The sequence below is a fragment of the Mesorhizobium sp. B4-1-4 genome (genome assembly GCF_006439395.2).
GTDB lineage: Bacteria > Pseudomonadota > Alphaproteobacteria > Rhizobiales > Rhizobiaceae > Mesorhizobium.
This window is the reverse complement of the sequence record NZ_CP083950.1, coordinates 5,244,223-5,269,094: the sequence shown is the minus strand read 5'-3', so window position 1 is coordinate 5,269,094 and position 24,872 is coordinate 5,244,223. Positions and strand designations below refer to the sequence as shown.

The 24,872-nt window shown below is 63.7% G+C and carries 29 protein-coding genes; 12 read left to right on the top strand and 17 right to left on the bottom strand.

Going from position 1 to position 24,872, the window contains the following annotated elements; all coding sequences use genetic code 11:
• Window positions 1-122: 122 nt before the first annotated feature.
• The 4 genes from FJW03_RS25385 to FJW03_RS25370 all read right to left on the bottom strand — a co-directional run bounded on the left by FJW03_RS25385 (window position 123) and on the right by FJW03_RS25370 (window position 4,425).
• A complete protein-coding gene (locus tag FJW03_RS25385) occupies window positions 123-1,124 on the bottom strand; it encodes an LLM class flavin-dependent oxidoreductase (protein WP_140765301.1) in 1,002 nt (333 codons plus the stop codon).
• Entirely contained in the window at window positions 1,121-1,954 is an 834-nt protein-coding gene (locus FJW03_RS25380) for an arylamine N-acetyltransferase family protein (RefSeq protein WP_140765303.1), read from the bottom strand. The genes FJW03_RS25385 and FJW03_RS25380 overlap by 4 nt, the downstream gene beginning before the upstream one ends.
• Before the next feature lie 71 nt (window positions 1,955-2,025).
• The gene (locus FJW03_RS25375; RefSeq protein ID WP_140609886.1) at window positions 2,026-3,195 is read right to left on the bottom strand and encodes an AI-2E family transporter; all 1,170 of its coding nucleotides are present in this window, start codon (window positions 3,193-3,195) and stop codon (window positions 2,026-2,028) included.
• Between the two features lie 168 nt (window positions 3,196-3,363).
• Window positions 3,364-4,425 (bottom strand): LLM class flavin-dependent oxidoreductase, encoded by a 1,062-nt coding sequence (locus tag FJW03_RS25370; protein WP_140694031.1) that lies wholly within the window; start codon window positions 4,423-4,425, stop codon window positions 3,364-3,366.
• 281 nt (window positions 4,426-4,706) lie between these two features.
• On the opposite strand from FJW03_RS25370, the gene FJW03_RS25365 reads away from it, so the two are divergent.
• On the top strand, window positions 4,707-5,135 hold the full coding sequence (locus FJW03_RS25365) for a DUF6481 family protein (protein WP_140609884.1): 429 nt from the start codon (window positions 4,707-4,709) through the stop codon (window positions 5,133-5,135).
• Between the two features lie 149 nt (window positions 5,136-5,284).
• Here FJW03_RS25365 and sugE read toward each other — a convergent pair whose 3' ends face one another.
• Window positions 5,285-5,599 (bottom strand): quaternary ammonium compound efflux SMR transporter SugE, encoded by a 315-nt coding sequence (gene sugE / locus FJW03_RS25360; protein ID WP_010912766.1) that lies wholly within the window; start codon window positions 5,597-5,599, stop codon window positions 5,285-5,287.
• Between the two features lie 209 nt (window positions 5,600-5,808).
• Entirely contained in the window at window positions 5,809-5,934 is a 126-nt protein-coding gene (locus FJW03_RS30125; RefSeq protein ID WP_081294138.1) for a hypothetical protein, read from the bottom strand.
• 215 nt (window positions 5,935-6,149) lie between these two features.
• Between FJW03_RS30125 and FJW03_RS25355 the strand changes: the two genes are divergently transcribed.
• From FJW03_RS25355 to FJW03_RS25345, 3 genes are all read left to right on the top strand, one after another.
• Complete coding sequence (locus FJW03_RS25355) at window positions 6,150-7,103, top strand: cation diffusion facilitator family transporter (protein ID WP_140694028.1); 954 nt, start codon at window positions 6,150-6,152, stop codon at window positions 7,101-7,103.
• Between the two features lie 179 nt (window positions 7,104-7,282).
• Window positions 7,283-7,687, top strand: a complete 405-nt coding sequence (locus tag FJW03_RS25350) for a GFA family protein (protein ID WP_140609882.1) — start codon at window positions 7,283-7,285, stop codon at window positions 7,685-7,687.
• 79 nt (window positions 7,688-7,766) lie between these two features.
• The gene (locus tag FJW03_RS25345; RefSeq protein ID WP_140765305.1) at window positions 7,767-8,579 is read left to right on the top strand and encodes a class I SAM-dependent methyltransferase; all 813 of its coding nucleotides are present in this window, start codon (window positions 7,767-7,769) and stop codon (window positions 8,577-8,579) included.
• A gap of 196 nt (window positions 8,580-8,775) precedes the next feature.
• On the opposite strand, the gene FJW03_RS25340 is transcribed toward FJW03_RS25345, so the two are convergent.
• Complete coding sequence (locus tag FJW03_RS25340) at window positions 8,776-10,047, bottom strand: DNA recombination protein RmuC (protein ID WP_140765307.1); 1,272 nt, start codon at window positions 10,045-10,047, stop codon at window positions 8,776-8,778.
• 103 nt (window positions 10,048-10,150) lie between these two features.
• Here FJW03_RS25340 and def point away from each other — a divergent pair, with 103 nt between their 5' ends.
• From def to truA, 4 genes are all read left to right on the top strand, one after another.
• Entirely contained in the window at window positions 10,151-10,681 is a 531-nt protein-coding gene (gene def, locus FJW03_RS25335) for a peptide deformylase (RefSeq protein ID WP_140765309.1), read from the top strand.
• Window positions 10,682-10,686: 5 nt separating this feature from the next.
• On the top strand, window positions 10,687-11,640 hold the full coding sequence (gene fmt, locus FJW03_RS25330; protein WP_140765311.1) for a methionyl-tRNA formyltransferase: 954 nt from the start codon (window positions 10,687-10,689) through the stop codon (window positions 11,638-11,640).
• Window positions 11,637-12,143, top strand: a complete 507-nt coding sequence (locus FJW03_RS25325) for a GNAT family N-acetyltransferase (protein ID WP_140765313.1) — start codon at window positions 11,637-11,639, stop codon at window positions 12,141-12,143. The genes fmt and FJW03_RS25325 overlap by 4 nt, the downstream gene beginning before the upstream one ends.
• Window positions 12,144-12,263: 120 nt before the next feature.
• Window positions 12,264-13,040, top strand: coding sequence for a tRNA pseudouridine(38-40) synthase TruA (truA, locus tag FJW03_RS25320; protein ID WP_140765315.1), 777 nt, complete (start codon window positions 12,264-12,266; stop codon window positions 13,038-13,040).
• 62 nt (window positions 13,041-13,102) lie between these two features.
• On the opposite strand, the gene FJW03_RS25315 is transcribed toward truA, so the two are convergent.
• Both FJW03_RS25315 and dapE read right to left on the bottom strand, forming a co-directional pair.
• Window positions 13,103-13,735: a transporter gene (locus FJW03_RS25315; RefSeq protein ID WP_140765317.1), complete on the bottom strand. Its 633-nt coding sequence runs from the start codon at window positions 13,733-13,735 to the stop codon at window positions 13,103-13,105.
• 2 nt (window positions 13,736-13,737) lie between these two features.
• The gene (gene dapE, locus FJW03_RS25310) at window positions 13,738-14,931 is read right to left on the bottom strand and encodes a succinyl-diaminopimelate desuccinylase (protein WP_140765319.1); all 1,194 of its coding nucleotides are present in this window, start codon (window positions 14,929-14,931) and stop codon (window positions 13,738-13,740) included.
• Window positions 14,932-15,059: 128 nt separating this feature from the next.
• On the opposite strand from dapE, the gene FJW03_RS25305 reads away from it, so the two are divergent.
• Window positions 15,060-16,100, top strand: coding sequence for a 2-dehydropantoate 2-reductase (locus tag FJW03_RS25305; protein ID WP_140765321.1), 1,041 nt, complete (start codon window positions 15,060-15,062; stop codon window positions 16,098-16,100).
• Here the strand turns inward: FJW03_RS25305 and FJW03_RS25300 are convergent.
• From FJW03_RS25300 to dapD, 4 genes are all read right to left on the bottom strand, one after another.
• On the bottom strand, window positions 16,066-16,779 hold the full coding sequence (locus FJW03_RS25300) for a hypothetical protein (RefSeq protein WP_140693988.1): 714 nt from the start codon (window positions 16,777-16,779) through the stop codon (window positions 16,066-16,068). The genes FJW03_RS25305 and FJW03_RS25300 overlap by 35 nt on opposite strands.
• A gap of 32 nt (window positions 16,780-16,811) precedes the next feature.
• Window positions 16,812-17,189 carry a DUF805 domain-containing protein gene (locus FJW03_RS25295; RefSeq protein ID WP_226890467.1) on the bottom strand — a complete coding sequence of 126 codons (378 nt, stop codon included), beginning with the start codon at window positions 17,187-17,189 and terminating at the stop codon, window positions 16,812-16,814.
• Window positions 17,182-17,544 carry a DUF805 domain-containing protein gene (locus tag FJW03_RS25290; RefSeq protein WP_140609870.1) on the bottom strand — a complete coding sequence of 121 codons (363 nt, stop codon included), beginning with the start codon at window positions 17,542-17,544 and terminating at the stop codon, window positions 17,182-17,184. Before FJW03_RS25290 ends, FJW03_RS25295 begins: the two co-directional genes overlap by 8 nt.
• Window positions 17,545-17,616: 72 nt before the next feature.
• Window positions 17,617-18,471 carry a 2,3,4,5-tetrahydropyridine-2,6-dicarboxylate N-succinyltransferase gene (gene dapD, locus FJW03_RS25285; protein ID WP_140765323.1) on the bottom strand — a complete coding sequence of 285 codons (855 nt, stop codon included), beginning with the start codon at window positions 18,469-18,471 and terminating at the stop codon, window positions 17,617-17,619.
• A gap of 143 nt (window positions 18,472-18,614) precedes the next feature.
• Between dapD and FJW03_RS25280 the strand changes: the two genes are divergently transcribed.
• On the top strand, window positions 18,615-19,460 hold the full coding sequence (locus FJW03_RS25280; RefSeq protein ID WP_140609868.1) for an LOG family protein: 846 nt from the start codon (window positions 18,615-18,617) through the stop codon (window positions 19,458-19,460).
• A gap of 101 nt (window positions 19,461-19,561) precedes the next feature.
• Here FJW03_RS25280 and FJW03_RS25275 read toward each other — a convergent pair whose 3' ends face one another.
• On the bottom strand, window positions 19,562-20,272 hold the full coding sequence (locus FJW03_RS25275; protein ID WP_140609867.1) for a pyrimidine 5'-nucleotidase: 711 nt from the start codon (window positions 20,270-20,272) through the stop codon (window positions 19,562-19,564).
• A gap of 161 nt (window positions 20,273-20,433) precedes the next feature.
• Here FJW03_RS25275 and FJW03_RS25270 point away from each other — a divergent pair, with 161 nt between their 5' ends.
• Window positions 20,434-21,195: a GGDEF domain-containing protein gene (locus FJW03_RS25270; RefSeq protein ID WP_140693980.1), complete on the top strand. Its 762-nt coding sequence runs from the start codon at window positions 20,434-20,436 to the stop codon at window positions 21,193-21,195.
• A 206-nt stretch (window positions 21,196-21,401) separates the two neighbouring features.
• Window positions 21,402-21,572: a GMC family oxidoreductase gene (locus FJW03_RS25265; protein ID WP_264296496.1), complete on the top strand. Its 171-nt coding sequence runs from the start codon at window positions 21,402-21,404 to the stop codon at window positions 21,570-21,572.
• A gap of 104 nt (window positions 21,573-21,676) precedes the next feature.
• Here FJW03_RS25265 and FJW03_RS25260 read toward each other — a convergent pair whose 3' ends face one another.
• The 3 genes from FJW03_RS25260 to FJW03_RS25250 form a co-directional block, all read right to left on the bottom strand.
• A complete protein-coding gene (locus tag FJW03_RS25260) occupies window positions 21,677-22,651 on the bottom strand; it encodes an amino acid ABC transporter permease (RefSeq protein ID WP_140765327.1) in 975 nt (324 codons plus the stop codon).
• On the bottom strand, window positions 22,648-23,952 hold the full coding sequence (locus FJW03_RS25255; RefSeq protein WP_140765329.1) for an NAD(P)/FAD-dependent oxidoreductase: 1,305 nt from the start codon (window positions 23,950-23,952) through the stop codon (window positions 22,648-22,650). Before FJW03_RS25255 ends, FJW03_RS25260 begins: the two co-directional genes overlap by 4 nt.
• Window positions 23,953-24,032: 80 nt before the next feature.
• Window positions 24,033-24,797 (bottom strand): transporter substrate-binding domain-containing protein, encoded by a 765-nt coding sequence (locus FJW03_RS25250; protein ID WP_226890717.1) that lies wholly within the window; start codon window positions 24,795-24,797, stop codon window positions 24,033-24,035.
• Window positions 24,798-24,872 lie beyond the last annotated feature (75 nt).

Genomic DNA, 24,872 nt, shown 5'->3' with positions numbered 1-24,872 from the left:
GCGCTCGATCCTGAGGGAGACAGCCTGCCTTAGCAAAAGGATGCCGTCCGCAAAAGTGCCCAAGAACAATTCCGGGAAAACAGTGCAATTGCTCCCGTCCGGAATTGCGCGGAAACCAGGAGTTAGGCTGCTTCCGCCAGAGATTTGTGGGCCTCGGCCAGGATTTCGAACGACCGCAGGCGGGCGGCATGATCGAAGATCTGTGCGGTGACCATCAGTTCGTCGGCGCCGGTGCGACGCACGAACGCATCGATGCCTTGCCGGACCGTTTCGGGAGAGCCGACGACGGCGCAGGACAGCGCCTGGCCGAGCATGGTCTTGGCCATCGGGTCGAGATCGCGGTCATAGTTCTCGACCGGCGGCGGCAATCTTCCCGGCCGGCCGGTGCGCAGATTGACGAAGGCCTGCTGCAGCGAGGTGAACAGCAATCGTGCCTCGGCGTCGGTGGGTGCTGCAAAGACATTGAGGCCGAGCATGACATGCGGCTTGTCGAGCTGGTCCGACGGCTGGAAGCGCGAACGGTAGATGTCCAGTGCGTGATCGAGCTCCGCCGGCGCGAAATGCGAAGCGAAGGCGTAGGGCAGGCCGAGCATGGCGGCGAGTTGCGCGCCGTAGAGACTCGATCCAAGAATCCAGATCGGCACGTTCTGGCCTTCGCCAGGCACGGCCCTGAGGCGCTGGCCTTCCTCGGCCGGCAGGAAATAGCCCATAAGCTCGACGACATCCTGCGGGAAATTGTCGACGCCGGCCTCGAGGTTACGGCGCAAGGCGCGCGCCGTATTCATGTCGGTGCCGGGTGCCCGGCCGAGACCGAGATCGATACGGCCGGGAAACAAGGCGGCCAGCGTGCCGAACTGCTCGGCGATGACCAGCGGCGCATGGTTGGGCAGCATGATGCCGCCGGCGCCGACGCGGATGGTGCGGGTGCCGCCGGCGACATGGGCGATGACCACGGCGGTGGCGGCACTGGCGATGCCCGGCATGTTGTGATGTTCCGCCAGCCAGTAGCGCTTGTAGCCCAGCCGCTCGGCATGGCGGGCGAGATCGAGCGAGTTGGCCAGCGAGTGCGAGGCATCGCTGCCTTCGACGATCGGAGACAGGTCGAGAACGGACAGTTCGGTCATGCAGTGATCTCCACGATCTTCTTCTTACGCACCCTGGCCTCGAAGGCCTCGCGGTCGGGAATGATGATGCCGAGCTGGTCTTCCAGCGTGTCGGCGAGTTCGGCGGCGGTGGCTACGTCCTTCTGCTCGCTGCGGCCGTCAATGTGATGGATCGACAGCTTGGCACCGCGCAACGCGAAACGCCGGTCGGGCGCGGCGCGCGCCGCCATGACGGAGGTGAGGAAATGCGATGCCGGATTGGTCGACAGGAAGTAATTGGTGACGGAATAGTCGACCTCGTATTGCGGCTGCAGATCGAAGCGGTAGAGCGAGCGCCAGTCGCCGCCGATGGCGGCCTGCAATCGGAAATGATCGTCCGCTTCGACGATGCGGAACGTCTCATGCGGGGTTTTCTGTTCCGTGCCGGGATCCAGCAGCAGGGGGGCCGTCAGGGTCAGGCCACCGAAGCCGACATCGGCGATGTAGGTCTTGCCAGCAAGCTGGACCCGCAAAAGCATATGGCCGCGCGCCGTGATGGCGTCCTCGTCCTGACCCCAGAGCACGCGCGCGGCTAGCCCGCCGACCTCGAAACCCAGCGCCTTCAGGGCATGCATGAAGAGGAGATTGTGCTCGAAACAATAGCCGCCGCGCCCGCCAACGACGATCTTGTCCTGCAGCGCTGCAAGATCCAGACGGACCGGGCGGCCAAGAAACGGATCGATGTTCTCGAAGGGGATTGCCTGCGGGTGGAGGAGATGAAGCGTCTTCAGCGTGTCCAGCGAAACATCCCTGGACCCGGCATGGCCGATGCGTGCGAAATAGGCGTCGAGGTCGAAGGGAACATCACTCATCGGAAGGGCACCGGCCATTGTCTGAGCGGATATAGGCATTCAGTCAGGATGCCGCAAACACGGCGCGCCGCTCATGCGGCGGCCTTGCTGTCCTCCTCGACGGGTTCGTCCTCCACCACGGCGGTCTGTTGCGCGGCGAGAAAATTGCCGACATGACCGAGCCCCTCGAAATGATCGCAGAACACCTTGATGACCACCAGCAGCGGTACAGCCATCAGGGCGCCAACGAAGCCCCACAGCCACGACCAGAAGGCGATCGCGATGAAGATCGCCACCGCGTTGATCTCCAGGCGCCGACCGACCACCATCGGCGTCACGAACTGGCCTTCGACGATGTCGCAGAGCAGCACGAAGGCCGGTGCCAGAAGCGCGTAGGAAATGCTGTCGAAGCTGATCAGCGCCATCACCGCGACCAGCACGATGGTCAGCAGCGCGCCGACATAGGGCAGGAAGTTGAGCAGCGCCGCCGCGACGCCCCAGACCAGCGGGTTGGGCATGCCGAGTGCCCACAGGCCAAGGCCGATGACGGTGCCGAGACCCGCGTTGATCATGGTGACGGTGAGCAGATAGTGCGAGATTTCGCGCTCGACGTCATAGACGACGCGCAGCGCCCGCTTCTTCTCGGTGAGGCTGGCGAACGACTGGATGATCTTCTCGTAAAACATCGTCCCCGAGGCGAGCAGGAACAACGACAGCACGAAGATGATGGTGAGGCTGGTTCCCGCCGACAGGATGTTGCTGGCGGCGGACGACAGAATGCCGGACTGGGCGACCGCGACCTTCTGTATGTCGGGTTCCTGGGAAGTCTCGGTCAATTGCTCGATCTGATGCGAGATCTGCATGACTTTTTCGAATGGACGGCGCAACTGCGCCAGCCGTTCGGTGAGTTGCTGGCCGATGGACGAGGTGTTGTTGATAAGGTCGATGATCGGGCTGGCGAGCAGGTAACCGGCGCTGGCGAAGACGCAGATCGAGAGCAGCACCAGAAGGGTCGCCGAGGCCACCTCGGGAATGCCGTGCTTGCGCAAAAGCCGGACGATCGGCGTCAGTGTCAGCGCCAGCAGGAAGGCCAGAATGACGGGCATGAAGAAGGCGCGGGCGAAATAGAGCGCATAGACGGTCATGAACGTGAAGATGCCGACAAGCAGCAATCGCATCAGATGCGTGTCGGCGCGGGCCTCGACGCGCGGATCGTCCGATGCGGCTGTGCCTGCGCCCGAAGCGGCGGACTCGGTCTTCATACTTCCCCTTGCCTGCCACCCGGCAATGGACGCATGGCGGGCGCTGCCAAAACGCGGAGTTACGGGCAAGGTTCCATAAGCCGGCTTCGGAAGGCCGCGAGATCGTCGCGCAACAACCGCATAGGGTCCAAGCGGAGCGAGGCGCCACCCGGGCGGGACTTGCCGGATTCAGGCGACGGGCGACGCCACCGCCGGCGTTGATTTCGCCGTCTCCTTGCGCACGATTGGCGCCACCCTGGTGCCGTAGAGCTCGATCGCCTTCATGATCTTGGCATGCGGCATGGTGCCGATAGCCATCTGCAACAGGAAGCGCTCATTGTTGAAGATCTTGTGCTGGGCGACGATCTTCTCGGCTACCTGCTCGGGATTGCCGACGAAGAGCGCGCCGTTGGCACCGCGCGACTGGTCGAAATGCGCCCGCGATGTCGGGCCCCAGCCGCGCTCGCGGCCGATGCGGTTCATGACTTCGGCCTGCGGGCCGTAAAAATCATCGGCCGCCTGCTCGGTCGTGTCCGCGATGAAGCCATGCACGTTGATGCTGGTGGCAAGGCCCGCCGGATCACTGCCGGCACGCCTGGCAGCCTCACGGTAGAGGTCGAACAGCGGCGCGAACCGCGCCGGCTCGCCACCGATGATGGCGAGCGCCAGGGGCAGGCCGAGCGCGCCCGCGCGGGCGGCGGACTGCGGCGTGCCGCCGATGGCGATCCACACGGGCAATTTGTCCTGAAAGGGCCGTGGGTAGACGCCGCGATCGTTGATCGGCGCGCGCAGATTGCCGGACCAGGTGACCTTCACCTGATCGCGGATGGCAAGCAGCAGATCGAGCTTTTCGGCGAAGAGCTCGTCATAATCCTCCAGATTGTAGCCGAACAGCGGGAAGGATTCGATGAAGGAACCGCGCCCGGCCATGATCTCGGCGCGGCCGCCCGAGAGAAGATCGAGCGTGGCAAATTGCTGAAAGACGCGCACCGGATCATCGGAAGACAGCACCGTGACCGCGCTGGTGAGCTTGATGCGTTTGGAGTGCTCGGCTGCCGCCGCCAGGGCGACGACCGGCGCGGACGCGGCGTAGTCAGGCCGGTGATGCTCGCCAAGACCAAACACGTCGAGACCGACCTGGTCGGCCAGTTCGACCTCCTCGATCAGATTGCGCAAGCGCTCATGTGGTCCGATGGCGCCCGGGCCGGGCTGCGGACTGACGTCGGCAAAAGTGTAGAGACCGAGTTCCATGTCAATGTCATCCTGGTTTTCGGCGAATTCGGAGTTCGCGAGGGTGCAAAGCGGTGCGGGGACAGAACCGCCGCGCCGCTTTGCGTTTCGCTTCAGAGGTAGCGATCCGCCAGCCCCGTCGCCAGAGGGCGGACGGTGAACAGTGCATGCCGATTTCCGAAGGAAAGGCGTCTCCCGCGCGCAACAGCCCAGAAATTCATGGCTGCCATACCGTTTTGGCGCTTGAACTCTCGGTTTTCGCGCGTATGTAAGCCTCGCGAATTGACTTCAGGGAAGTGGACTTGGCTATCTACAGGGAAAAAGACATTTTCGAGCGGCGCAATGCCGCGAACGAGGCAAAGAAGGCGCTTCTGGAGCGCTTTAAGTCAAAGCCGGCAGCAGACGATCCCGCAGTGCTGGCGCGACAGGCCGAACGCAAGGCGATCCTTGCGGCCCGTGAAATACGCGAGGCCGAGAAGGCCCGGTTGAAGCAGGAAAAGCTGGCGCGCGAAGCGGCCGAGAAGGCTGAACGCGAGGCCGCCGCCGAAACGGCGCGCATCGCCGCCGAGGAAGCCGCCGCGGCTGAAGCGAAGATCCGCGAAGCCGAGGAGACCGAGCGCATCGCCCGACTGCTCGCCGACGAGGCCGAACGCAAGGCCAAGCGCGACGCGCGTTACGCGGCGCGCAAGGCGCGCAACGGCAGGGCCCCGCCCGGCTTTACCGGCCGCTAAGCGCGGCATTCGCCTCGAAGGCAGTGGACAAAGGGACGCGCCAAGGCGCGGCCTTTTTTGCGCTAGTCGGTCCCTGTCATTGGACGATGCCCGGCATCGCCGTCAGGCGAGCTCACTTTCGAGCCAGGCCTTGAGGCGGGGGAACACCCTCAGGCCGCGAATTTCAGCCCCATGATGCCGCAGACGATCAGCGCGATGCAGGCGAGCCGGATCGCGGTGGCCGGCTCGCCGAGCAGCCAGATGCCGAGCAGCGCCGTGCCGACGGTGCCGATGCCGGTCCACACCGCATAGGCGGTGCCGACGGGCAGCGCCTTCAACGCCAGGCCGAGCAGGGTGAGGCTGACGATCATCGACGCGACCGTGAGCACGGTCGGAACGAGCCTTGTGAAGCCGTCGGTGTATTTGAGGCCGATCGCCCAACCGATTTCGAACAGGCCGGCGAAAAACAGAAAAGTCCAGGACATCGGAGACGCTCCATCCCGCACCGGACCGGAACAGATCCGATCCGCCGATGCGTGATCAACAGTGGGCGGGTCGTCCCGACCGAATTTTCGGAAAGGCGCGGGGTCGTCCCCACGCCGGAAACATAGGGTTGTCCAGACGCCCGATCACACCTGCCCGGCGGCATCGTCGAATACCGCCGGCGAGATCTCGCCGCGCCGGTTAGCCGAGACTACTTTTCCTTGATCCGCATCGCCTTGACCGGCGGCGCCTTGAGGGCCGGAGCGGCTGCGGGTTTCTTGGCGTCCTTTTTCGGCTTGCGGGCTTCCTTGCCAGCCTTCATCGCACCTTTAGCCATGATTCGTTCCTCCAATTGTGGGAAGTGAAGTGAAACAAGAGAAACGCCTCTAAGCAAGAGGGCTGTTTGCGGCCTTGCGCTCCGCGGATGCCTCAATCGGTTTGAGAGGGTCCGCGACGGGACCTGAACGCATTGGCTGTTCGTGCGTTCAGGATAGGTGTGGAGCTTGGGCGGACGGGGGGCTAAGCTCACGCATCGGCAACGGTGAGGAAACGATGGCCGGGCACGGCGGCTCAAAAACGGTCATCTATGCAGCGCTCGCCGGCAATCTGGCCATCGCGCTGACCAAATTCGGCGCCGCCTTGTTCACCGGCAGTTCGGCGATGCTATCGGAAGGCGTGCATTCGCTGGTCGATACCGGCAATGGCAGCCTTCTGCTCTACGGCATGCACCGTGCCGCGCGCCCGGCCGACCGCACGCATCCGCTCGGACATGGCCGCGAACTCTATTTCTGGAGCTTCATCGTCGCTCTTCTGGTCTTCGCGCTGGGCGCCGGCGTTTCGCTCTACGAGGGCATCACCCACATCATGGCGCCCGAGCCTGCCGCCAACGTCAAGGTGAACTATATCGTTCTCGGCCTGTCCTTCCTGTTCGAGGGTAGCTCCTGGCTGGTGGCGCTGAGGGAATTCCGCCGGCAGAAGGGCGGAGAAGGCTGGCTGGAGGCCGCGCAATCGAGCAAGGATCCGAGCGTCTATACCGTTCTGTTCGAGGACAGCGCTGCCCTTCTCGGCCTGACCGTCGCCTTTGCCGGCATATTGGCGGCGGAGCTGCTGGAGATGCCGGAACTCGACGGCGCGGCTTCGATCGGCATCGCGTTTATCCTCGGCGCGACGGCGATTTTCCTGGCCCGGGAAAGCAAGGGGCTGCTCATCGGCGAGCCGGCTTCACCCGAAGTGCAGAGACGCGTGCTGGAGATCGTCCAGCAGGACCAGGCGGTGCAACGGGCGAACGGCGTCCTGACCGTCCACATGGGGCCGGAAGAGATCGTTGCCGGCCTCAGCATCGAGTTCGAGGACCATCTGACCGCACCCGAGATCGAAGCCTGTGTCGAACGCATCGAGGCGCGGCTGAAGAAGGAGATGCCGGAGATCACGCGGTTGTTCGTCAAACCGCAGACCACCGGCACTTGGGAGCAGCGGCGCCAGGTGATCGAGGCGGCGTCCGACTAAGGCGCGTCGCGTGGAACGGATTCGTGCGACGGGCTTTAGATTCTTTGTTTTCATGCCTGTCGTTCTCCCAAAGCCGAGGTCACTTTTGGGCGACATGCATTGACCTTGCAGCAGCATTCCGCCGTTGCCCCGCCGCCTTGCTCCGCTAAGATTAGTGGATGAATTTTGGAGGAACGACGATGAGGATCGACGGCGGGTGCCATTGCGGCGCCATCACCTATGAAGCGGAGGTCGACCCGGAGAAGACCTCGATCTGTCACTGCACGGACTGCCAGCAACTGACCGGGACCGCCTTTCGTGTCACCGTTCCCGCGCCCGAGGATCACTACCGGATCACTCGGGGCACGCCAAGAATCTATATCAAGACCGGAGCAAGTGGCGCCAAGCGCGCCCAGGCGTTTTGCGGCGACTGCGGTTCGCATCTTTACGCGACGTCGGTCGGCGACGGTCCGAAGGTGTACGGGATTAGAGTGGGAACCGCGCGGCAACGCGAGGATCTCGTCCCGACACAACAGATATGGCATCGCTCGGCCCTGCGGTGGCTGCCGGAATTCAAGGTGACCACGATCGCGGAAGAGCGGTAGCCGCTCTTTTCGAAAATCGTATCCAAGGACCTGCAGGCATGTGCTAGGCTGTGCGCCATAGACATGGTGGGTGATCGTCATGCTCGAAGCCGACAAGGTTTTTTCCGGCTCGATTCCGGAAAACTACGACCGATACATGGTGCCGTTGATTTTCGAGCCGTTTGCCACGGATCTTGCACGACGAGCGGGGGCCTTGTCGCCCAGCGCCGTTTTGGAAGTCGCGGCGGGCACCGGGGTCGTCACTCGCGCATTGGCGCCAAAGCTGCCCCCTGGCGCCAGCTATGTCGTGACGGACCTCAACCAGCCGATGCTCGACTATGCCGCTTCGCGACAGGCTCCCGACGGCCGTATCCAATGGCGCCAGGCCGATGCGCTGGCGCTGCCGTTTGAAAATGCGGCTTTCGATCTCGTTTGTTGCCAGTTTGGGGCGATGTTCTTTCCCAACCGCCTGTCCGCCTATCGTGAGGCGAAGCGGGTCCTCGAGCCCGGTGGACATTTTCTGTTCAACGTCTGGGATCGCATCGAGGAGAATGTGTTTGCCGATGATGTGACCAATGCGCTGGCAAGGATTTTTCCGGACGATCCGCCGCGCTTTCTGGCACGCACGCCACACGGCTATCACGATAAGGCATTGATCCGCAGTGAGCTGGAGGACGCCGGTTTCTCCCAAGTGGTGATCGAGACGAGAGCCGAACAAAGCCGCGCATCCTCGCCGCGCGTTCCGGCTGTTGCCTATTGCCAGGGAACTGTTCTTCGCACCGAAATCGAGGCCAGGGATCCGGGGAAACTGGACGCTGCAACAGATTATGCCGCATCCGCGATTGCCGACAGGCATGGCAGCGGCGAGGTCGCCGCCAAAATCCAGGCACACATCGTCATGGCTGTGGTTTAGAATTATCCGTACGCCACTTCGGGATGAAGCCGTCGAGCGGTTCAGCGTTCACTGCAATCGTTGACCCGCTCTGGCTCCGAGTTCTTACGCAATTCGGGACGGACAACCGCCATGCACTTTTCCTGGAATTGCTTTAGCTCTTTGTTCTTGCGCAATTCCGGACGGAAAACCGCTACGCACTTTTCCTGGATTGCTTTTAGTCGTCGCCTTCGACGACCCGCAGCCTGAGCTGTCCGGTCTTTGAATCGGCGACGCGCGGGCCGGGGTCGAGTTTCGCGGCCGGTGCCCGTGACGGTGTCTCCGGGCCGGCATCGCCATCGGCCTGCGCGCCGAACTCCAGCGCCTCGATCTTCTGGCCACGTTTGGTCACTTTCGAGGTCGACACGAGGATATCGTCTATGTCCTTGGCGGATTGGCCGAAATGGACCTGCAGCTTGCGCACGCGCTCGTCGACACGCGCGACATCCTCCATCAGGCGGATCACTTCGCCCTGGATCAGATGCGCCTGTTCGCGCATGCGGGCATCCTTCAGGATCGCCTGGATGACCTGGATCGACAGCATCAGCAGGGACGGCGAAACGATGACGACGCGGGCGCGGTGCGCCTTGTGGACGATCGCCTCGAAATTCTCGTGGATCTCGGCGAATACCGATTCCGACGGCACGAACATGAAAGCTGTGTCCTGCGTCTCGCCCTGGATCAGGTATTTTTCCGAAATATCGCGAACGTGGATTTCGATATCGCGGCGGAAGGCCTGCGCCGCGACCTTCTGCAAATCGGCGCCATCGGCGGCGCGGATGGCATTCCACGCCTCCAGCGGAAATTTGGCATCGATGGCAAGCGACGGCGCGCCGTTCGGCATCTTCACCAGGCAGTCCGGCCGGCTGCCGTTCGACAGCGTCGCCTGGAATTCATAGGCGCCGTGCGGCAGGCCGTCGGCGACGATCGCCTCCATGCGTGACTGGCCGAAGGCGCCGCGCGTCTGCTTGTTGGAGAGGATGGCCTGCAACTGCACGACCTGGCCGGCGAGCGACTGGATATTGCCTTGCGCGGTGTCGATGACCGCCAGCCGTTCCTGCAGCTTCGCCAGGCTCTCATGCGTTGATTTGGTCTGCTCGGTCATGGTCTGGCCGAGGCGGCCGGTCATGGCGTCAAGCCTCTGGCCGATCGACTGCGTCAGCTCCGCCTGGCGCGCGCCGAACACTTCGGCGATTGCGCCCATGCGCCCCTGCATTTCGGCCTGGGCCTGCAATATGCCGGCCATGCGCGCCTCGGCGTCGCGGGCGTGGTCGGCGGCTTCCGCGACGGCGACCGCGCGCGCCTTGGCCGACCGCCACAGCGCGACGACGAGCGCCACGAACAGGGCGAAAAACAGCAACGCGCCGAAGGCCAGCGCGTGGCCGAGCGTGATTGTCGAGGCGCCAAGCCGTGCGACGGGCTCCGAAAGGATGGTGCTCAGGTCATTCATGTGGACAGCATAGCCGATTCGGCCTGATAGCACAGATCAAAACGTGAACGGGGCTCGGGCGCACCGGTTGACGCCATTCCTGCGAGGTCTTAGGTGGAACGCCATGCCGATCAAGCCGCTCATCATTCTTCCCGATCCGATCCTGCGCCAGGTCTCCAAGCCGGTGGAACGCGTCGACTCGCCCCTGCAAAAGCTGGCCGACGACATGCTGGCGACCATGTATGACGCGCCAGGCATCGGACTGGCGGCAATCCAGGTCGGCGAACCGCTGCGCATGCTGGTGATCGATCTGGCCAAGGAAGACGAAACGCCGGCGCCGCATGTCTTCATCAACCCAGAGATCCTGGATAGCGCCGATCAGCGCTCGGTCTACGAGGAAGGCTGCCTGTCGATCCCCGACTATTATGCCGAGGTCGAACGCCCGGCCTCCGTGCGGGTGAAATATCTCGACCGCGACGGCAAGCTGCAGGAGATGGAGGCCGAAGGGCTGATGGCGACCTGCCTGCAGCATGAGATCGATCATCTCAACGGCGTTCTGTTCATCGACCATATCTCGAAGCTGAAGCGCGACATGGTGGTGAAGAAGTTCAAGAAGCTCGCCAGGGACAAGGCGCCGGGCAAGCTGGTGGGATAGGGGAAATGCCCCTTCGCGTCATCTTCATGGGCACGCCGGAGTTTTCGGTGCCGACGCTGCGCGCCATCGCCGAAGCCGGGCATGAAATATCAGCCGTCTATACCCAGCCGCCGCGTGCCGCCGGACGGCGTGGGCTGGAGTTGACGCCGTCGCCGGTGCAACGCGAGGCCGAGCGGCTAGGCATCGCGGTGCGTACACCGACCTCCCTCAAGGCCGAGGCCGAGCAGGCCGCCTTCCGTGATCTGCGGGCCGATGTCGCGGTGGTCGTGGCCTATGGATTGCTGCTGCCGAAGGCGGTTCTGGAGGCGCCACGGCTTGGCTGCATCAACGGCCATGCATCGCTTCTGCCGCGCTGGCGGGGGGCCGCTCCCATCCAGCGCGCCATCATGGCGGGCGACCTGGAAACCGGCATGATGGTGATGCGCATGGAAGAGGGTTTGGACACCGGACCGGTGGGATTGGTTGAAAAATGCGCCATCGACCCCGATATGACAGCCGGCGATCTGCATGATCGGTTGATGTGCGTCGGTGCTGCCCTGATGGTGGAAGCGCTGGCCTGGCTGGAAAAGAACACCCTTACATTTACCGCGCAAGCGGCGGAAGGGGTGACTTACGCCAGAAAAATCGATAAATCCGAGACGCGCATGGACTGGACTCGGCCGGCGGCCGAGGTCCACAACCACCTTCGTGGCCTGTCGCCCTTTCCCGGCGCCTGGTCCGAGATTGACATTGGCGGCCGCCCGGAGCGGCTGAAACTGCTTCGCTCGACGCTATCTGAAGGCGTATCGCTTTCGGAAGTTTTGGGCGAGTCGGGAGGAATTCTCGATGACCGTCTGACGGTCGCCTGCGGGACAGGCGCGATCAGGCTGGTCGAAGTTCAACGGGCGGGCGGAAGGCCCGCCGCCGCGTCGGAATTCCTGCGCGGAGCCAAGATCGAAAAAGGAATGAAGTTCTCATGAGCATGATGTCGATACGCGCGGCGACGCCGCGGGATCGCGAGGCTATCCGCCTCGTTGAGGAACACGCTTTCGGCCAGCAGTCGGAAGCAGGGCTGGTCGATGCGCTGGTGACCGGCGGCGATGCCGTTGCCGAACTGGTGGCGGAAGAGGATGGCCAAGTCATCGGCCACATCCTGTTTTCGCGCCTGTTCGTCCAGAACGGCGGCAAGCGTTTCGCGGCCGTGGCGCTGGCGCCGCTGGCGGTGGAACCTTCGTTCCATGGCAGCGGCATTGGCGGGGCGCTGATCCGCGAGGCGCATATCCGGCTCAAGGATGCCGGCGAGACGCTGGCCGTCGTGCTGGGCGATCCGGCTTATTACGGCCGTTTCGGCTACAGCCACGCCCGCGCCGAGAAATTCGAGAGCGAGTATCAGGGCGAGGCGCTGCAGGCACTGGCCTGGGGTGACGCTCCGGAGACCGGCAGGCTGGTCTACGCCCCGGCCTTCACCGCTCTCGCCGCGTAGCGCAGGCCACCGTTTCACGGAAACGGCGAACTGCTCTGCGTTTTTGTTCAAACGCAATTCCGGACGGAAAACCGCTTCCACTTTTCCTGGAATTGCTCGAGGCGAGAGCTCTGGTCGCAAATGCCGCGTTTTCGCCTCGACATCGAATATGACGGCAGCCGGTTTGCCGGCTGGCAGCACCAGGCCGATCAGCCTTCCGTGCAGCAGGCGATCGAGCAGGCGATCGAAAAATTCTGTGGCGAGGCAGTCCGGCTGCGCGCCGCAGGCCGTACCGATGCCGGCGTGCACGCCACCGCGCAGGTGGCGCATGTCAACCTTGCCAAAGCGTGGCCTGGCGACAAGGTGCGCGATGCCGTCAACGCCCATCTGCAGGCTGCCGGCGCACGTGTCGCGATCCTAAGGGCCGTGGCCGTCTCGGACGATTTCGACGCGCGCTTCTCGGCCACCGGCCGTCACTATCTCTACCGCATCCTCAACCGGCGTGCGCCTTCGGCGCTGGAAAAGGGCAAGGTGTGGTGGGTGCCAAAGCAGCTTGATGCCAGCGCCATGCACGAAGCAGCGAAGATCCTGCTCGGGCGGCACGACTTCACCACCTTCCGCTCGACGCAGTGCCAGGCCAACAGCCCGGTCAGGACGCTGGAGCGGCTCGATGTGAGCCGGACGGGCGACCTGATCGAGGTGCGGGCCTCGGCGCGTTCCTTCCTGCACAACCAGGTGCGCTCCATGGTCGGCTCGCTCAAACGGATCGGCGAGGGCGGTTGGACCGTCGGCGACCTCAAGGCGGCGCTCGAGGCACGCGACCGCGCCGCCTGCGGCCAGGTGGCGCCGCCCGACGGGCTTTTCCTGATCGGGGTCGACTACCCCAGCCAGAGTCCGGAAGACTCTACCCCCGGCTGAATCCGGAAGGGCTTTACACCCGGGTAAACTCGGAAGGCTTTACCCCGGGGTAAAAGTCGGCTCTATCCTGGAACGAACCCCGACAAGCTTTGAGCACCGACATCGTCCGGTACGGTGATGCCAAGCAACATTTGCAGCCCGAACAGCACCAGCAGCGAGGCGGTGAACATGCCGACGAAAACGGCGGTGCCGACCGCCGCGCCCCTGCCGATCGTCGCATTGGTCATGCGCCAGGTCAGCACCATCGACAGGGAAAACAACAGCAGCGACACGAGGCTCGATACCTGGTTTGCCGACGACAGGAAAAGCCTGATCAGCGCCGAGGGCAGCATCAGCCAGGCGGTGATGGCCGAGGCCCAGTTGCTGGCGACGACATAATGGACGAAGCGGCCGCCAATGCCGGCACGCGGCGCGACCAGAGCGAGCGCGACCAGCGGCAGCACCCAGGAGCCTATATCGACCGTCGCCAGGCGCACCAGCATGCTGAAGCGACCCGCGAAGGCATCGGGATCACTGATCTCATTGGCGATGCCGACCCAGCCGACGATCAGCGCCGGTGCCGCGACAATGATGGCGAAGAAGGAATTCCAGAACCCGTCCGCCGACAGGTCGAGCAGTCGCAGGCCATCGGCCTTGCCGAGCATCAGCCGCCAGGCGCCGGTCAGGGAAGCTTGGGTTTCGTCCGCTGAAAGCATACTCAGCCCTGCCCGAACCAGTCTTCAATGAAGCGTTGGTAGATTTGGGTCAGCGTTTCGAGATCGGCAATGGCGACGCGCTCGTCGACCATATGCATGGTCTTGCCGACCAGGCCGAACTCGACCACCGGGCAATAATCCTTGATGAAGCGCGCATCCGATGTGCCGCCCGAGGTGGACAGTGCCGGTTCCCTCCCGACCACAGCCTCGACCGAGCCGCGCAGCGTTTCGACCAGCCTGTCGTCGCGGGTCAGGAAGACATGGCTCGGCCGGTCGCGCCAGACAAGATCGTAGTCGACCGGCGTCTTCTTGCCTGACCGATACTTCTTGCGCTTGGCGGCCTGATCGAGACGGTTGTGGATTTCGGCCTGGACGGTCTCGGCCGTCCAGGTGTCGTTGAAACGGATGTTAAAGGTCGCTGTCGCCTTGGCCGGGATGACATTGGTGGCCGGGTTGCCGACATCGATGGAGGTGACTTCAAGATTGGTCGGCTGGAAATCCCTGGTCCCCTTGTCGAAGACAGGATGCAGCAAGGCGTCGACCAGGCTCATCAGCCCACGCACCGGATTGTCGGCAAGCTGCGGATAGGCGGCGTGGCCCTGGCGGCCGTTGACCGTTATGGCGCCGGATAGCGAGCCACGCCGGCCGATCTTGATCATGTCGCCCAGGGTATCGGGATTGGTCGGCTCGCCGACGATCGCGGCGTCCCATGTCTCGCCCCTGGAAGCGGCCCATTCGAGCAGCTTGACCGTGCCGTTGATGGCGGGCCCTTCCTCGTCGCCGGTGATCAGCAGCGAGACCGAGCCCTTAAGGCCGCCATTAGTATCGACATGGCGCGCCATGGCGGCGATGAAACAGGCGATGCCGCCCTTCATGTCGACCGCGCCACGGCCAAACATCTCGCCATTGGCGATTTCGGCGCCGAAAGGCGGATGCGTCCAGGCGGCTTCGTCGCCGACCGGCACGACGTCGGAATGGCCGGCGAACATCAGATGCGGGCCGTTGCCGGACCGCCTTGCATAGAGGTTCTCGATGTCGGGCGTGCCGTCCTCGGAGAACACCGGCCGATCGACCGCGAAGCCGAGCGGCTTCAGCATTGTCTCCACCGCGGTCAGCGCACCGCCTTCGGTTGGCGTCACCGAAGCGCAACGGATAAGGGCGGCGAGGTTTGTGGCGGGATCGGTCGGCAGCGTCATGGCAAAAGCGATAGTCGAAAGCTGAGGGCCTGTCACGGCCAGACATACGGGCCAGCCCAATGCCCGACGATACCGCCGACATTATGGTATTCACGTCGTATCGTTACCGGCAGGCGCGGAGCGGCAGGATGGCAGGTTGGGAAAAAAGGATCGTCGTCGCTGGCGCGGGCAGCATCGGCTGCTACGCCGGAGGCTGCCTGGCGCTTGCCGGGCGTCAGGTTGTCCTGCTCGCCCGGCCGCGCATCGAGGCGGCGTTGCGGCAGGGGGGATTGCGCATCAGCGACCTTGAAGGCCGCGATCGCCTGGTCAAGCCGGAGGCGCTTGGAATCTCCGCCGATCCCGCAGCCGCCTTGCCGCAAGCGGATGTCATCCTGGTCACGGTCAAAAGGGGTGCGACGCAGGAGATGGCAGCCCTCATCAAGGCGCATGCTCGCCCGGATGCCATCGTGGTCAGCCTGCAGAACGGCGTCGACAATGCCGACAGGCTGCGCGCCGGGCTTGGCCAGCGGACCGTGCTGGCCGGGATGGTGCCGTTCAATGTCGTGCAATCGCCCGATGGCGAACTGCCGCTCGAGGTACGCCGCGCCAGCGACGGCAAGGTCATGATCGAGGACGGTGCCGGCCTTGCCAATCTTCTCGATGTCGAAGGCTTTGCCGTCCAAACCCATCGCGACATGAAGCCCGTGCTGTGGGGCAAGCTGTTGATGAACCTGAACAACGCGCTGGTGGCACTGTCGGGTCTGCCACTGGCAAGCGAGCTCGCCGATCGCCGCTGGCGGCTGATTCTGGCCGGCCAGATCGACGAGGCGCTGCGGGCGATGAGAGCCTGCGGTATCGAGCCGGCGCGGATCGCCGGCTTGCGGCCGGCGCTTTTGCCCATGGTGCTGAGGCTGCCGGACTGGCTGTTCAAACTGCTGGCGCGGCGGATGCTGGCGATCGACCCGCAAGCGCGGTCGTCGATGTGGGATGACCTGCAACGCGGCCGTCCGACGGAGATCGACGACCTGCAGGGCGCCATCCTGCGTCTGGCTGAAAAGGCCGGCACGCCGGCGCCGGTGGTCGAGCGGGTCATCGCTTTGGTGCACGAAGCGGAAACCGGCGTGCGCGGCTCGCCGGGCCTGGCGCCGGAGCTGGTCAGCGCGGCAGCTGGCGGCCGTCGATCAAGGTGATCTTCTGCCAGATCTTGCGCGACAGGTTCGAGCTCAGATTCTCGATGTCGTTGACGCCGTCGATGACCACGTCGTCGTTGACCGACTGCGCGAACAGGGCGGCGACCTTGCCGGTGATCGACAGCATCTCCGAGCAATAGTCGAGATAACGCGCCAGGTCGGCGGCGGTGGTTAGGCGGCGAGTCGGGGAGTGAGCGGTCGGCTTGAAACTGGCCGAAAGCGTCGCCGGATCCTTGGTCAGCTGGTGCATGTCGATGACGTGGATCAGCGAGCGCAGGCCATGCAGCTGACGAAAGACCTTCTTGCGCTTGATGCGCTCCTCGGTGCGGATCAAGGCCAGAAAACCGAGCACGGCGAGGATGACGGTGTTGATCGAGGCCTCGATGCCTTGCACCGATTGCACGGCATCATCGGTTCCGGAAATGCGGTCCAGCGGCAGGATGGTGCCGACGAACAGGAAGATCAGCACACCGGCGATAAAGGCCGCGACAATGAGGCCGCGCAGCCACCAGATCGGTTGCTCGAGCGCCTTTGCCGCCTTGGCCAGATCGCGCGACAACGACACCAGTTCGGCCGCGACGCCGCGCAAGCCCGCTTCCGGGAACCGATCGGCGATCCGGCCTTCCAGGCGTTCGGCTGTCTCGACGATCAGTTTCGGATCAAGCGTGCGGTAGCGCATGGCGAGATATCCGACCCCTCATCAATCGGGCCTCAGGGTTGAGCCGGCTCGTTGGTGCGCAGGCCATAGCGGTTAGGCCCAGGCTGCCCTGGAAACAGGCACAACACAAGGAAGGCGACAATCGAGACGACCGGCACGAACAGGATCAGCGCGGCAATGCCCGGCTTGTCGAGGTCGTGCAGCCGCTTTACCGCCAACGCGATGTTCGACCACAGTGAGGCGACGAAGGCTATGAAGAAGATGAACGACCACATGTTGCTTTCGGCCGAACCTTCCGGCACCAGTGTGAAGCGGTACAGCGGGAAGGCCTGGATGATGGCGACGAGCAATCCGCCGAGGAAATAGGCCGCGCGGCTGACGCGGCCCGATGTCTTGAAGAAGAGCCAGGTGAGATCTGATCTGTCAGGCAAGCGGGTCCGGTCCATATTGATTGACACCCCTGGTGCCTTCGAGGATGCCGAGCTCGACCAGCAGCCAGATGCCGCCGATGACGGGTACGAAGCCGATCAGCGTCCACCAGCCCGACTTGTTGCGGTCGTGCCAGCGTTTTGCATAGAGAGCAATCGCGAAATAGATCGATGCCAGCGCGACCAGGATGCCGATGATGCCGATCTGGGCGCCACTGGCCGTCGTGAAGCGCGTGCCCAGGATAGCATCGAGAATGAAGGCTATGATGGCGATCACCAAGAATATGCCGATGCCGGCCCAGAATTTGCCCCGGTTGATGCGACCCTCGAAACTTGTCAGCAGATATTTCCAGTCCATGTCACCCCTCCATGTTGAACCAGCGCGACCCATTGCCGCGCCGGCGGAAGGTGCGCCCGCTTCGCGGAAAGATCAATCGCGCAGCAGCTCGTTGATCGAGGTCTTGGATCGGGTCTTGGCATCGACGCGCTTGACGATGACGGCGCAGTAGAGGCTCGGGCCAGGCTCGCCATTGGGCAAGGGCTTGCCCGGCATCGAGCCGGCGACGACCACGGAATTCGGCGGCACCTCTCCGTAGAAGACCTCGCCGGTGGCGCGGTCGACGATCTTGGTCGACTGGCCGAGGAACACGCCCATGCCAAGCACCGAGCCTTCGCGCACGATGCAGCCCTCGACGACCTCCGAACGCGCGCCGATGAAGCAATTGTCCTCGATGATGGTAGGGCCGGCCTGCATCGGCTCCAGCACGCCGCCGATGCCGACGCCGCCCGAAAGGTGGACGTTCTTGCCGATCTGGGCGCAGGAGCCGACCGAGGCCCAGGTGTCGACCATGGTGCCGCTGTCGACGTAGGCGCCGACATTGACGAAGGACGGCATCAGCACGGCGCCCGGGGCGACATAAGCGGAACGGCGCACGATCGACGACGGCACGGCGCGGAAGCCCGCCTTCTCGAAATCGACGGCGCTCCATCCGTCGAACTTGGACGGCACCTTGTCCCACCAGACGGCCTGGCCCGGACCACCCTTGATGATCTCCATCGGGTTGAGCCGGAAGGAGAGTAGCACGGCCTTCTTCAGCCACTGGTTGACATGCCACTTGCCGTCGGCCTGCCGCTCGGCGACGCGGGCGGTGCCGCGGTCGAGCAGGTCGAGAGCCGACTGGATGGCGTCGCGCGTCTCGCCGCGTGTCGCCGTGGAAATGGCGTCGCGTTCCTCGAAGGCCTTGTCGATGGTCTTTTCGAGGCTCGCCAGATCAGGCTTCGACATGATTCCGCTCCATTACCAAGCTGTTAAGGGGCTGCGCCTTAACCTGTTTAAAAGTCGCGCGGACCCTATGTTAAGGCTCAATGAGGGTCAATCGTGGCTGCGTCACGGGACGACGCAAGTAAAGGAATGGACGGGTGGATTCGATGACTCCCATGGAAAAGGCGGGATGGACGCCGCTGCCGCATTCAGACGAGGATCTGGAGCGGTCGAAAAGCGTGCCGGACACGCCGCAGACGCGGGCCGAAACCTACCGCCTGGCCTGGAACGATCCCGACTTCATGACGCGGCGCGAACTGCGCGCGGTCAGGCTGCAACTGGAACTGCTGAAACCCGAAATGATCCTGGCCGAGCGCGGCATCCGCTCGACGGTGATCCTGTTCGGCGGCGCGCGCCTGCCGGAGCCCGGTGGCGAAGCCTGGGCGGCCAAGAACGAGACGCAGAAGAAGAACCTCGAGGAAAACAGCAAATATTACGAGGAGGCGCGCAAATTCGCCCGCCTGTGCTCACAGCAGTCGGCCACATCGTACTACCGCGAATATGTCGTGGTGACCGGCGGTGGCCCTGGCGTGATGGAAGCGGGGAACCGTGGCGCCGACGATGTCGGCGCGCCGTCGATCGGGCTCAACATCGTCTTGCCGCACGAGCAGGCGCCGAACGCCTATGTGACGCCGGAGCTCTGTTTCAACTTCCACTATTTCGCCGTCCGCAAGATGCACTTCGTCATGCGCGCCAAGGCGGTGGCGGTGTTTCCGGGCGGCTTCGGCACGATGGACGAATTCTTCGAGACGCTGACCCTGATCCAGACCGGACGCATGGAGCGCGTGCCGGTGATCCTGTTCGGCAAGTCGTTCTGGAAACGGGCGATCAACCTCGACTTCCTCGCCGAGCAAGGCACGATCAGCCCCGGCGACCAGGACATCATCGATTTCGTCGACACCGCCGACGAGGCCTGGGGCATCATCAGCCGCTTCTACAAGTTAGGGGAATGAGGAAGTAGGCAGTAGGCAGTAGGCAGTAGGCAGTAGGAGAATTGCCCTCGAACGCAGAGACTGGAAGCACTGTGTTTGCCTACTCCCTATCCCCTACTGCCCTACTGCCCTACCCCCGCGACAATACCTGTCAGGAACCCGGCCAGGTCGTCGGTGACGAAATCGACGTCGTCTTCCTGCGCCGGGTCGCGTTCCCAGATCTCGGAAAAGGTCGGCTCGAAATTGCGCGGCACCACCAGCACCGTTGTCATGCCCAGCGACTTCGGCACGGCCAGGTTGCGAGCCAGATCCTCGAACATCACCGCATTGTGTCCGGTGACGGCGTGCAATTCGGCGAACTTTTCGTAGGTCTGGCGGGCGGGTTTGGGATTGAGGTCGGCCGCGACGATATCGAAGATGTCGTCGAAATGATCGAGAATGCCGAGCTGGCGGGCGGTGCGTTCGGCGTGCTTGCGGTCGCCATTGGTGAAGATGAACTTACGGCCCGGAAGCTGGCGGATGGCGGTGCCCAGGACGGGGTCGGGCACCAGCCATGAATAGTCTATGTCATGGACCTTCTCGAGGAAATCGTCGGGATCGATGCCGTGGCGCGTCATCAACCCGTTCAGCGTCGTGCCATATTCGAGATAGAGTTCCTTCTGCAGCTTGCGCGCCTCCTCGCGCGGCAGCGCCAGCAATTCCCCGATATAGGCGGTCATCTTGACGTCGATCTGCGAGAACAGATTCGAATGATGCGGATAAAGCGTGTTGTCGAGGTCGAACACCCAGTCGGTGACATGTGCGAAGCGGGCGGGATCAGGGAGCGTGGTCATGCGCTCCTTATGGCATGAAACAGGAATTCTGGAAGGAACTTTATCCACAATTTCCGCGCGCCGGCAGTGGCAGAAATGGCCCCACCATTCAAATTTTATGCAACCGGGAAAGGTGGCCTTCAGGGCTTGCTGGCACAGAAGCAGACCTGTGGGAGCTTGCGATGAACAGCATCATTCTGAAATCCGCCGCCGTCGCTTTTGCCTCCGTCGCCGCCTCCCTCCTGCTGACGCTGATCATCGTTCCGGCCATGGGTTTCCCGATCAACCGGACGATCTGGCTGACCTCGACGCTGTGTCCGCTGGTGCTTGCGTGGGTGGCCTGCGCCAGCACCTTCTGGCAGAGTGACCGACTGCAGAACGCGCATCGCGAACTCGCCCGCGCCCATGCCCAACTGGCCGCGGCACACCGCCGCCTGGAGGAAAAGGCGAGCCGCGACGACATGACCGGCATGCTCAACCGGGAAAGCTTCTTTGCCGCGCTGGATGGGTCCAGGCGCAAGTCCGACCGCGGCGCGCTGCTGATCATCGACGCTGACCATTTCAAGACGATCAACGACAATTTCGGGCATCTGACCGGTGACGACGCGCTGCTGTTGATCGCCGGCGCCATCGAGCGCGGCGTGCGCAGCGGCGACGTGCTCGGCCGCATCGGCGGGGAGGAGTTCGGCGCTTATCTTGTCGGAGCCACCGAGCAGGAGGCCAAGCGCGTTGCCGAGCGGATCCGCCGCGAGGTCGAGCTGATCCGCTTCCGGCCTGTCGATGAACGGACCATTCCGCTGACCGTCAGCATCGGCGGCACCGTCTGCGGCGAGGATGTCAACGTATCGGAGCTGATGCGCGCTGCAGACCGGCGCCTCTACCAGGCCAAGCACCGCGGCCGCAACCTGACGATCCTCGACACGGACATTTCCGAGGCCGCGTGAGTTGGCCGCCTGGCACACCGACCCGTTAAGGATTCTCCAACCCTGTTTGCAGCACTGGAACGCCGCACGCTTGTCGAAGACCTGAAGCTGTTCGGAACGACGCTCATCGAAAAGAATTTCGGCGCGTTCGTCTCATGGACTGGATCGCCACCGGCGAGGATTATCCGACGAGGAGACGGCGGGCACCATCACATGGTGGTACGCGCGTGGGCACCAGGAGCGTCGTGGACACCGACTGCAAGGTGCACGGCGTGGACAACCTCTATGTCGGCGGCTCCTCGATGTTCTGCACATCGGGTCAAGCCAACCCGACGACAACGATCACCGCGACGGTCTGCCGGCTGGAGGACCATTTGCGCAAGGTGGTCTCCGTCTGAGTGGCCAGGGACTTCCGCGCCCGCGACGGGCGCGGTTGCCGGTCAGGTCAACTGTTTGTCGAGCGCTGTCAGGTCGGCGCGGTGATGCAAAAGCGCTGGGGCGCCTATGCCCGCCGCTCGGACCTGCCGAAACGCCGTTCCAGATAGGCCTGGCCGAATTCCAGCGCGATCGAGAGCATCCAGTAGATCATCGAGGCGGTGATCAGCATCTCGATATGGCGAAACTCCGTCTGGCCCATCGTGCGGGCGAGATACATGATCTCCCAGACGCCGACGACGGATACGAGCGATGAATCCTTCAGCATGGCGATGAACTGATTGCCGGTCGGCGGAATGATGACGCGCATGGCCTGCGGCAGGATGACCAGCGCCATGGTCTGACCCGGGCTCAGGCCGAGCGCTGTGGCGCCTTCGCTTTGTCCGCGAGGGATGCTTTCGATGCCGGCGCGGAAGATCTCGGTCATGTAGGCGCCATAACACAACGACAGCGCCAGGATGCCGGCCGGCACCGCGCCGATCACATAGCCGACCTGCGGCAGGCCGAGATAGATGATGTAGATCTGCATCAGCAGCGGCAGGCCCCGAAACAGCGACGTGTAGAAGGTCGCCAGCCCAAACACGAGGCCGTTGCCGGTCAGCTTGGCGATGGCGCCGACAAGCGCGATAGTCGTCGCAATCAGGATCGAGATTGCCGAGATGTAAAGCGTCGTGGCGACACCCTGTGTAATCAGGAAGCCGACCTTCCTGGCGATAAAGGCGAAGGAGAGGTCGAAGGAATAGAAGAACAGCATCAGCAGCGCGAACAGCTCGATCCAGACGCCGGCGATCTGCTGGCGTCGCGGCAGGAGCAGCAGCAGCTTGCAATTCACCAACACCAGGAGCGCGATCAACACGGCGGAAAGCGCGCGCGACAGGGCCGGGTTGGCCTGCAACCAGTCGGATGCAACCGGCATCAACGAGCCGATCCAGCTCGACTTGATGCCCATGGTGTAGAGGGCTGCTGCCAGCAGCGCCGGAACAAGCGCGGCCGCCGCACGGCGGGCGATTCCTGGGTTGAAGAGCATCAGCCTGCCGATCATGCCGCCACCTTGTCTTTGGCGCTGGCGCGGCGTTCCCGCCACCAGTCCTGCGCCTGCAATTTCCAGTAGGTGACCTGCGCGGCGGCCAGGCCAGCGGGGCCGCCTGCCCAGCTCAGTCCGAACGGCGCGAACTGCCGGTACCGGTCCGAAACGCCCAGAACGCCTTCGGCGACGAGTTTTCCGGCAATCGCCGTGGTGTTGAGGCCATGACCACCGAAAGCGGTGCAGTACCAGACACCCGGCTGCAGTTCTCCGATCTGGGGCAGCAGATGCCGGGCATAGGACATCAATCCGGACCAGGCCAATTCGGTCTTGAGGCCGGCGAGCTGTGGGTAGGTGCCGACCATCTCCCGGCGCAGTTCGCGCGCCAACGCGTCGGCGGAAGCGGCGCGCGTGGTGATGCGCCCGCCCCACAAAAGGCGATTGCCGCTCTCGACCAGACGGTAATAGTCGCCGGCCCGCCTGTTGTCGCCGACGGCATCCGTCGTGGCGACGGCCTGAGCAATGAGACGGGGAGCCGCCTCGGAGACCATCACATAGGTCGCGATGGGCAGAAAGGCGCGGTACAGCTGGCCGAATACCGGGCCGGTGTAGCCGCCGGTTGCCAGCACGACATGGGACGCCCGAACCGTGCCCTGTCTCGTGCGGAGCATCTTTCGCGTGCCGGACAGGTCGCATTGCACGACCTGTGAACTCTCATGGATCGTGCCTCCCAGGCGCTCGATCTCGTCGGCCAGGGAGCGCAGATAGTTGAGCGGGTGGATGTGAAAGGCGTTCGGGTCGCGCAGGCCCTGGTGGTAGCGAGCCGATTTCAGCACCGAGCGGACGGCTTCCGTGCGCAGATATTGAAGCTCGTAGCCGTGGTCGCGTGCCATCTGCTCGGCATAGGCCTTCAGCGCATCGCCGTCGTCGTAACGCAGAACGCTGAGCAGGCCGGCGCGCGGCATGGCGGCGGTTATTGCGAGCGCCTCGATGGTGTCGCGCACGAATTCGACGCCCTCGATCGACAGGCGGTGCAGTCCGCGCGCCGCCTCCTCGCCGACACGCGCGGCAATGGCCTGGCCGCCGGTGGCGAAGCCGGGCGTGACGAAACCGCCATTGCGGCCGGAAGCGCCGAAACCGACAGACTGGGCTTCCAGCACGGCGACATGCAGTCCGGCGCGCGCCAGCTGAAGCGCCGTCGTCAGACCGGCCAGTCCCGCACCGACGACGGCCACGTCACATTGCGCCTCGCCCTGGAGGGGAGGCCTCGTCTTGCGGTCGGCCGCGGTGCGGGCATAGTAAGTGTCGGGATAGGCCATCGGCGACTTTGCGGGTAAGTGGCAGTGCATTTGGCGGGGTGACGCCCGCCGGCCGCCAGACGGCAGCCGGCGGAATTATCTCACTTAGCGCTGTAGTCCTTGCCATACCACTTCGTGGTCAGCGCGGCGAGCGTGCCGTCCGCCTTCAGCTCGGCGATGACGCCCGCGACCTTTGCCGTCCACTCGGGATCGTTCTTCTCGGCGATGACGACGAGCGGTTCGCGGAAAGCGTACTCGCCTTCCAGGATCTTCACGGGATAGCCATTCTTGATGGCATTCTGCGCCGTCTGTTCCGGCGCGATCACGGCATTCAGGCGCACGCCGTCGCCAAGCCGCAGATCATCGAAGGGCAGCATGGAATCGGCGAAGGTGCGGATCTCGCCCGGCTCGAGCTTGTATTCGACAGGAGGCAGGCCGGGAGCATCGATTTCGAGCTTGCGGCGGATAAAGTCCTCCGAGGTGGTGGCCGTCTCGACACCGATCACCTTGCCGTTGAGATCGGCGACCGACTTGGCGTTGCTGTCCTTGTGCACGACGTAGACATAGGGGCTGTAATAATAGATGCCGACAAAATCGATCACCTTGGAACGGGCCTTGGTCGGCGTGACCGATCCGACCCCGAGGTCGTAACGTCCCTGCCAGCGTCCGCCGGTCAGCGTCGCCCAGTCAGGCGTTTCGAACGAGACCTCGACACCGAGCCGCTTGCCGATCTCGCGCGAGACATCGATGTCGAAACCAGCGAGCTCGTTGCTGTCGTTGAGGAAGCTCTGCGGCGGCCAAGCCGCGTTGGTGGCGACGACCATCGCCTTCTTGGATGTGACGCGGTCCAAGGTTTCTCCGGCCATGGCTGTCGTCGCGATCGCGACTGTCGCGGCGGCAAGAACGGCGAATTCGAGCAGCTTTTTCAAAGTTATCCCTCC

Bases quoted from the DNA above. Each gene is read 5' to 3' on its own strand.
- FJW03_RS25385 (WP_140765301.1), bottom strand. From the start codon at position 1,124: ATGACCGAACTGTCCGTTCTCGACCTGTCTCCGATCGTCGAAGGCAGC.
- FJW03_RS25380 (WP_140765303.1), bottom strand. From the start codon at position 1,954: ATGAGTGATGTTCCCTTCGACCTCGACGCCTATTTCGCACGCATCGGC.
- FJW03_RS25375 (WP_140609886.1), bottom strand. From the start codon at position 3,195: ATGAAGACCGAGTCCGCCGCTTCGGGCGCAGGCACAGCCGCATCGGAC.
- FJW03_RS25370 (WP_140694031.1), bottom strand. From the start codon at position 4,425: ATGGAACTCGGTCTCTACACTTTTGCCGACGTCAGTCCGCAGCCCGGC.
- sugE (WP_010912766.1), bottom strand. From the start codon at position 5,599: ATGTCCTGGACTTTTCTGTTTTTCGCCGGCCTGTTCGAAATCGGTTGG.
- FJW03_RS30125 (WP_081294138.1), bottom strand. From the start codon at position 5,934: ATGGCTAAAGGTGCGATGAAGGCTGGCAAGGAAGCCCGCAAGCCGAAA.
- FJW03_RS25355 (WP_140694028.1), top strand. From the start codon at position 6,150: ATGGCCGGGCACGGCGGCTCAAAAACGGTCATCTATGCAGCGCTCGCC.
- FJW03_RS25350 (WP_140609882.1), top strand. From the start codon at position 7,283: ATGAGGATCGACGGCGGGTGCCATTGCGGCGCCATCACCTATGAAGCG.
- FJW03_RS25345 (WP_140765305.1), top strand. From the start codon at position 7,767: ATGCTCGAAGCCGACAAGGTTTTTTCCGGCTCGATTCCGGAAAACTAC.
- FJW03_RS25340 (WP_140765307.1), bottom strand. From the start codon at position 10,047: ATGAATGACCTGAGCACCATCCTTTCGGAGCCCGTCGCACGGCTTGGC.
- def (WP_140765309.1), top strand. From the start codon at position 10,151: ATGCCGATCAAGCCGCTCATCATTCTTCCCGATCCGATCCTGCGCCAG.
- fmt (WP_140765311.1), top strand. From the start codon at position 10,687: ATGCCCCTTCGCGTCATCTTCATGGGCACGCCGGAGTTTTCGGTGCCG.
- FJW03_RS25325 (WP_140765313.1), top strand. From the start codon at position 11,637: ATGAGCATGATGTCGATACGCGCGGCGACGCCGCGGGATCGCGAGGCT.
- truA (WP_140765315.1), top strand. From the start codon at position 12,264: ATGCCGCGTTTTCGCCTCGACATCGAATATGACGGCAGCCGGTTTGCC.
- FJW03_RS25315 (WP_140765317.1), bottom strand. From the start codon at position 13,735: ATGCTTTCAGCGGACGAAACCCAAGCTTCCCTGACCGGCGCCTGGCGG.
- dapE (WP_140765319.1), bottom strand. From the start codon at position 14,931: ATGACGCTGCCGACCGATCCCGCCACAAACCTCGCCGCCCTTATCCGT.
- FJW03_RS25305 (WP_140765321.1), top strand. From the start codon at position 15,060: ATGGCAGGTTGGGAAAAAAGGATCGTCGTCGCTGGCGCGGGCAGCATC.
- FJW03_RS25300 (WP_140693988.1), bottom strand. From the start codon at position 16,779: ATGCGCTACCGCACGCTTGATCCGAAACTGATCGTCGAGACAGCCGAA.
- FJW03_RS25290 (WP_140609870.1), bottom strand. From the start codon at position 17,544: ATGGACTGGAAATATCTGCTGACAAGTTTCGAGGGTCGCATCAACCGG.
- dapD (WP_140765323.1), bottom strand. From the start codon at position 18,471: ATGTCGAAGCCTGATCTGGCGAGCCTCGAAAAGACCATCGACAAGGCC.
- FJW03_RS25280 (WP_140609868.1), top strand. From the start codon at position 18,615: ATGACTCCCATGGAAAAGGCGGGATGGACGCCGCTGCCGCATTCAGAC.
- FJW03_RS25275 (WP_140609867.1), bottom strand. From the start codon at position 20,272: ATGACCACGCTCCCTGATCCCGCCCGCTTCGCACATGTCACCGACTGG.
- FJW03_RS25270 (WP_140693980.1), top strand. From the start codon at position 20,434: ATGAACAGCATCATTCTGAAATCCGCCGCCGTCGCTTTTGCCTCCGTC.
- FJW03_RS25260 (WP_140765327.1), bottom strand. From the start codon at position 22,651: ATGATCGGCAGGCTGATGCTCTTCAACCCAGGAATCGCCCGCCGTGCG.
- FJW03_RS25255 (WP_140765329.1), bottom strand. From the start codon at position 23,952: ATGGCCTATCCCGACACTTACTATGCCCGCACCGCGGCCGACCGCAAG.
- FJW03_RS25250 (WP_226890717.1), bottom strand. From the start codon at position 24,797: ATGGCCGGAGAAACCTTGGACCGCGTCACATCCAAGAAGGCGATGGTC.